The following is a 6,308-nucleotide window of genomic DNA, read 5'->3' on the forward strand; positions in this document are numbered from 1 at the left end:
TTGTGTGAAATGCTTGAATACGAGATTGCCACATCAACTGGCGTTCAGATTGTTTCATAAAAAAACCTCCAACTTGATTCATTTTCATGATTGTCTCATGTCCATGAAATTCGTTGAAGGTGTGTTATATTTGACGCTTACCCATATTGATATAGTTAATAGTCCAATACTTACAGCGAATAATACTAGCGGTATCAATAAATTAACAGAAATATCAACTCTGTCATCTGTGTTAAACATTATATCCGTAATCTTTGCCCCAGAATTAAGTTCTTCGATAATTGGTAAAGAAAGCTTGTTAGAAATGAAAATTAACATAAAAATAATAATGATACCCAAAGTTTGAAATAATAAATCGTAATTTTTAATTCTTCTATCTTCCACTCTTGTCCTCCTTTCTTAATTAATTTTTATGTTAGGTTAATGAACATAATTACCTAAATTTGTATTTTTTATTTAGATAATTTATGAAGTAGGAAAAAAAACACCTATTCACACCCCACCCTATTTTCCACCAACCACCCCATGATCCAAACCTGTTATAATATTACATTAGACATAGTACGATAGTATGGAAAGGAAAGGGGATTATAATGCAACCATATTGGAATTTCCCGGCGGCGGCAGGTGGGACGATTAACTCCATCAATAACGCGGGGATTGAAACATTTAAAGGTAACGAATTGGATTCTCTGACACGTGAGAATTTGTCAGAATTCACTTGATGCGATAAAAGATGAAACGAAACCGGTTGTGGTGGAGTTTAAAAGTTTCAAACTACCAAGTTATCAATTTCCACAACGCGCGGAGTTATTAGAAGCATTCAACAAATGTGAAACAACTTGGAGAGGTAAGAACCCAAAATCCGAACAGTTTATCGAGCAAGCAAAATACATATTAAACGAACAGGAAATACCGTTCTTGAGAATTAGCGATTTCAACACAAAAGGATTAGAAGGTGCGCAAACAGGGGAACTTGGTTCTCCATGGAGCTCGCTTGTAAGAGAAGCAGGATCTTCGAACAAGGGAGACAGCTCTGGTGGTAGTTTCGGTATCGGGAAGTCCGCTCCGTTTGCGAACTCGAAGCTCCGTATTTTATTTTACTCATCACAAGACATATCAAACTACCAATCTCACATTGGTGTGGCAAACATTATGTCATTTGAAAAGCAACCTGGCCAAATTACATTAGGAACGGGTTATTTTACGAACAATGAAAACTCGAATGCAATCCCGGGTCTTATCAATTTAGATTCAGGATTCAACCGTGAAGAAACGGGAACTGACATTTTCGTGTCAGCTTTCGAACCGAAAGATACGAACTGGGTGGAAGCGATTCGCAACTCAGTGATTTACAACTTCTTCATCACAATTTGGCAAAACAAACTTGTCGTAAAAGTGGATGATGAGGTTATTTCGCATGAAAATATCGGCTCATTTATTGCACAGCTTGATGATTCAAATGAAGATTATCGTCATGTGAAAAATTACTTTAGACTGCTAACTTCTGAGGATAGCATTCAGATTCCTTACCCGGCGAAATCTTATAAAAAGATTGGTAAGTTCGAAGAGGGGGAAGCGACTCTATTCATCATGAAGGGTGAAGATTTGAATCGTCGTGTTCTCATGACGCGTAAAGCGGGGATGCGTCTATTTGAACAAAACCGTATCAGTGGCAGTATTTCATTCACAGGGATTCTCATTATCACTGGTAAGCACATGAACCAAGTGTTTAAGAAGATGGAAAACCCGGCGCATACTCTTTGGGAACCAAGCCGATTTGAAGAAGCGCCGAAAGAAGCAGATACGGCCTTTAAAGACTTACGCAAATTCGTTCGCGAAACAGTGCAACAAACATTCCAGGCTGAAACGACAGATACAATGGATGCCTTTGGTTTAAGTGACTTCCTACCTGACACGACGACAGTGGAGGGTGAAGGTGACGATAAAAAAGAGTCCCTTACGCTAAAAATCAAATCCATCGCCCAAAAGAAAAAAGAAAAGCCGAAAAAGAAACTGAAGAAAAAACAACGAAAAGAAGACTTCGAAGAAACGCTTGCTGAAGCGGGCATTACACCTGAAGGAGATCAAGCAGGCCACTCAGATGATGAGCGTGATGCAGGTCTTGGCCAAGGTGGCGGAACTGGCAATACTCACGGTGAGCAAGGCCCTTCTGATGAAGGAACTGGTGGAGCTCAAGAAGGCAAAGGCGAAAAGGAAAAAAATAAACCAATTAATGTGGAAAAACGTTACGTCTGCCTTCAAAAGAATGAAGGGTTATATTGTGTAAACATCAAACCTGAGAAAAAATTCGAAAAAGGGAAACTGGAATTCAAAGTATCAGGTGAACAAAGTGATTACATCTTACCAATACTTGATGTTCAATCACCTGACATCCAAGTGACAAGCATTGATAAGAATGTTGTACGTTTTATCAACTTAACAGGCAAGAAACCAAAAAACATTCAAGTAAAAGTAGATTACGAGCAATACTGCGTGATGGAGGTGGACCTATATGAAATTTAATAATTCATTCCCTTACCCAGTGCTCTCATTAGAAAACGATGATTATATTGGCTCGAAGTTTGAAACAACAGTTGAAGCACAGAAAACATTTGGTCAACTATATATCAATCTAAACTGTAATCTTCAAGACAGTAAGATTGCGAGTCTTATAAATGAAGGAAAAGCAAAATATGCATTGCACGTGGAGTGCCCACAAACAAGTTTCCGCAAAATCTATCAGTCAGAAGAAACGAAAATTGTGGCAGCCATTCCTGAGAACGTTTTGCGCGGAAAAATCGATGTGCATCCATTTATCTTGGCCAATGAAACAATCGAAGGTTATACCAATCCCAACTTGAATGATTTCTATACGGATGCAACGATCACTTACGAGAAGGGAAACATTCTAGCCCTTGGTGAAGCAGTGGAGGTCACTCTATTTGAAGATGACCTAGAGTCCCAAAACTTGCCTTCCATTGTAACGATTCGTCGTTCAGAAAGCGCAAAAGAATTGGTCGTATCACTGAACTCACCACAAATTATTATCGAGTTACCTAAAGCGATTTACGATCAATATGCAATTAATGCAGGATCGCGATTAAAAGAAACAATTCTTTCAATGGTGATTCTGCCAAGTCTAGTTGAAGTGTTCTATACATTAAAGGAAGATAGCGCGGACTACAGCGAATACAAATGGTACCAAGTTCTTGAGCAAATCTTCAAAAAGAACAACATTCCATTAACACAAGTCATTGATGGAACAATCCCTGTTCTTCGCGCAGCTCAAATGGTCCTACAAAACCCATTAGAAAAAGCATTCAACGAAATCCAAAAACTAAACGAAGGGATGGAATAATCAATGAAAATCAAATTTTTATCTGAAGACGCCTTACAAGACCTTCGTGTAAACTTCGAAACTTACAAAGAGCACTACTACAAACGGGACGATGCTTGGTTTGATGAGTATTTTGGTCAAGAGGGGCGATTACTAGAGTCGAAGATTGAGTTTGAGAAACCTGAACTACATATGGGTGAAGATTACTTAGTCAGTGATTACGAAAATGTAAAAATTGTCTATGAATCATTGAAAGACCTACCAGTTTCCTTAGCAACGCAAGAGAAGCTTTGGTCGGGTCTAGCACACGTGTACTTCCGTGATTACATCTATTATCGAATTGAAAAAGACATTGAAAAGAAAAACGATACACGTATCAAATCGGCAATGTTCTTTGAAAATGGTGCGAAACGTTCGTTGTTCGTTCATGCACTAGCACGTTTGTGGTGGGTAGGGTACATGACATATGACGAGAACAATCAAGAAAATCCATACTGGCTAACAAAATTCTTCTGCTCAGCTGACTTCTCAGCACGTTGTGTAGTTTTCTTCTCGAGTAACTTCACATCAAACCGTGCTATTACGAAAGGAATATTGCGAGCTCTGATTGGGCTTCGGGATGATGGTGTTGCTATTAAACGTGCTCATTTTGTTGAATCAACAAAGTTCCTAAATGTTTCAGGTGGAGCCATGGTGCTTGATCTTCTAGAAGAAGATGAAGTGAAAGAGATGGTGGAAAAGAGGGTTAGGAAGGTGTTTGCAATACAAGGGAATGTAGTGTTTTCCCTAAGGTAATCTACTAATTTCACTATGAAGAGAAATAAAAAGACAGTCTGACTAATATGGTTGGACTGTTTTTTAATAATTGAGTAATATAATTGGTAGAGATTGTATAATTGATTGTAGGTGATGGAAATGAATGATTCTCTGTTAATAACGAACAAAATTAAAGTTTTTATTAGCTCAAGATGTGGAACTGGTTATGAAAAATATAATGAAGTACGTAAAGAATTAAAAAGACTTATTGAGTCTAGTCAAATAGCCGAAGTTTATTTATTTGAAGATGAGGGAGCCTCTACACAATCTGCGCAACAAGATTATCTATATGCTTTAGATGATAGTGACGTATGTCTCTTTTTGATTGATAATGCGGATGGTGTTACACCAGCAATTGTTCGAGAAATTTCTAGAGCTAAATCACATCCTAAAAAATCAATATATTTATTCTGTAATGAAACTGAAAAGAAACCAACGCAAGTACAAGAAGAATTAACGGGAGCAACGGGTTCTAAATATTATATTGTAGATAACTTTGATGATTTTATTAAACATGGGTATCAAGACTTAATAAATGATATATGTAAAATATATAGAAATTATTGTAGAAATAGACTTATTGACGTAGAATTCGATAACCATAAAGATAATAATGATAATGAGCTAACAATGTTTACTGATTCATTATCAAAGCATAACTTGAAAGGAATAGATAAATCTAAAGCATACATAGGTAATTTAATATATCCATTAAATTTAGAAGTAGAAGACAGTTTAGAAATAGATAATTACCTAGAAACCTTTTTAAAGGTCTTGTGGGGAGAAAAAGAAATTAGGGAATTTAATGTTGGTTTATATTTGGATATTCTGAAAAAAGAACAGGATGAGGATCTAAATAAAATTGTTGAATTAAGATGGAAGGCGATTCAATCCTACTGGTTAGATGATTTAAACATGGTAATTACTTATCTTACTGAGTCTCTTAAATTGTCCAAAGAAAAGTACATGCCAGATTGGTTTATACAAGATATTTTAGTGGATATAAGAAACATAGAGAGATTAATGGCTAGAATTGATAATAAATTTATCTTTGAAACTGATGCACAAAAAGAGTTAAGTAATATGACTAGAGAGTTATTTTACCCAGTAATCGATAGATATGATAAGCAACTTTATGAAGAAATTAATAAAGAATATAAAAAGGAAAAAGTGAAATCTGCATATACTGTTAGATTTGGGAATAATTTAAATATCTATGTAGAATATATAGCTAACATTTATGTATCAGCATGTTATTATGGATCGTTAACACATATTTTGTTAATAAGGGACAGGGTTAAGGACGTATTATTTCACCTTTGTGAAGAATATACAGATTGGGAATTTAGAGTTTTATTTATTAAAATGGCTATGGTTACAGAGGAAAGTACGCAAATTACACAGTATATTTCTTATTTTAATAATATTCTTGGAAAATTAAATTCTAAAGACGCTATGGATATTTATGAGTTTGCAAAGTCAATACCATTGAAGAATAATAAGTTTAAATCAAAATTAGAAGTGTATAAGCACTTAGGATATTTTTTTAATGACGATGATTATAAAATCATACTAGATGAATTAGTAAAAGAAATTTATCAGTGGATAGAGAATGAAAATCGAACAGTATTCTTAGGGGATCTAATAATTAGTGCAATTAGGGAAAATAGATTTAGAACTGATTCTAATTTAATTGTTGATATATGTCTCAAAATAATTCATAAAAAGATGTATCGCTTCTATGATAAAGTTTTTGATTTATTAGGGATTATGGACTTAACTAATGTTCAAGATTATAAAATACAATTAATAAAAAATGTATTAATAGAATCTGTAAAAAGTAGTAATAATTATAGAAATTTAATAAATGCTCTTATTAATTTTAGAAAACAAATAGATATGTATGATGTTAGTCTAAATTATGGACACAGTAAATTGGGAGTTTATAAAGTATAATAATCTCAATAATTTACTAGGAGTGTCTAGGATGACAAATCGAAAAAGTTACGACAAAGAATTTAAATTAGAGGCAGTACAGTTAGTTGAAAGTGGGAAAAGAGTTGCGGAGGTTGCACGTGAGCTAGACCTTGCAGAACAAACGTTACACAATTGGGTAAGGAAATTTGGTAAAGATGGAGAAGCTGCTTTTGTT

General features: G+C 34.9%; 6 protein-coding genes. 5 read left to right on the forward strand and 1 reads right to left on the reverse strand.

Features of this window, described 5'->3' with window-relative positions; all coding sequences use genetic code 11:
- Positions 1-84: 84 nt before the first annotated feature.
- Positions 85-384: a hypothetical protein gene (locus tag ACOQFO_RS05200; RefSeq protein ID WP_421688633.1), complete on the reverse strand. Its 300-nt coding sequence runs from the start codon at positions 382-384 to the stop codon at positions 85-87.
- A gap of 315 nt (positions 385-699) precedes the next feature.
- Between ACOQFO_RS05200 and ACOQFO_RS05205 the strand changes: the two genes are divergently transcribed.
- The 5 genes from ACOQFO_RS05205 to ACOQFO_RS05225 all read left to right on the forward strand — a co-directional run.
- Positions 700-2,526 (forward strand): hypothetical protein, encoded by a 1,827-nt coding sequence (locus ACOQFO_RS05205; protein WP_421688634.1) that lies wholly within the window; start codon positions 700-702, stop codon positions 2,524-2,526.
- Entirely contained in the window at positions 2,516-3,361 is an 846-nt protein-coding gene (locus tag ACOQFO_RS05210; protein WP_421688635.1) for a hypothetical protein, read from the forward strand. The genes ACOQFO_RS05205 and ACOQFO_RS05210 overlap by 11 nt, the downstream gene beginning before the upstream one ends.
- A gap of 3 nt (positions 3,362-3,364) precedes the next feature.
- Positions 3,365-4,135 (forward strand): DUF6339 family protein, encoded by a 771-nt coding sequence (locus tag ACOQFO_RS05215; RefSeq protein ID WP_421688636.1) that lies wholly within the window; start codon positions 3,365-3,367, stop codon positions 4,133-4,135.
- A 120-nt stretch (positions 4,136-4,255) separates the two neighbouring features.
- Positions 4,256-6,112: a hypothetical protein gene (locus tag ACOQFO_RS05220; protein ID WP_421688637.1), complete on the forward strand. Its 1,857-nt coding sequence runs from the start codon at positions 4,256-4,258 to the stop codon at positions 6,110-6,112.
- A 31-nt stretch (positions 6,113-6,143) separates the two neighbouring features.
- Positions 6,144-6,308: transposase (locus ACOQFO_RS05225; protein WP_421688638.1), on the forward strand; the 165-nt coding region annotated here is incomplete at its 3' end.

The sequence above is a fragment of the Ureibacillus sp. MALMAid1270 genome (assembly GCF_049202975.1).
In the GTDB taxonomy this organism is placed as follows: domain Bacteria; phylum Bacillota; class Bacilli; order Bacillales_A; family Planococcaceae; genus Ureibacillus.

What these genes read in the sequence shown, in the direction of transcription:
- ACOQFO_RS05210 (WP_421688635.1), top strand. Translation starts at nt 2,516, where the DNA reads ATGAAATTTAATAATTCATTCCCTTACCCAGTGCTCTCATTAGAAAAC.
- ACOQFO_RS05215 (WP_421688636.1), top strand. Translation starts at nt 3,365, where the DNA reads ATGAAAATCAAATTTTTATCTGAAGACGCCTTACAAGACCTTCGTGTA.
- ACOQFO_RS05220 (WP_421688637.1), top strand. Translation starts at nt 4,256, where the DNA reads ATGAATGATTCTCTGTTAATAACGAACAAAATTAAAGTTTTTATTAGC.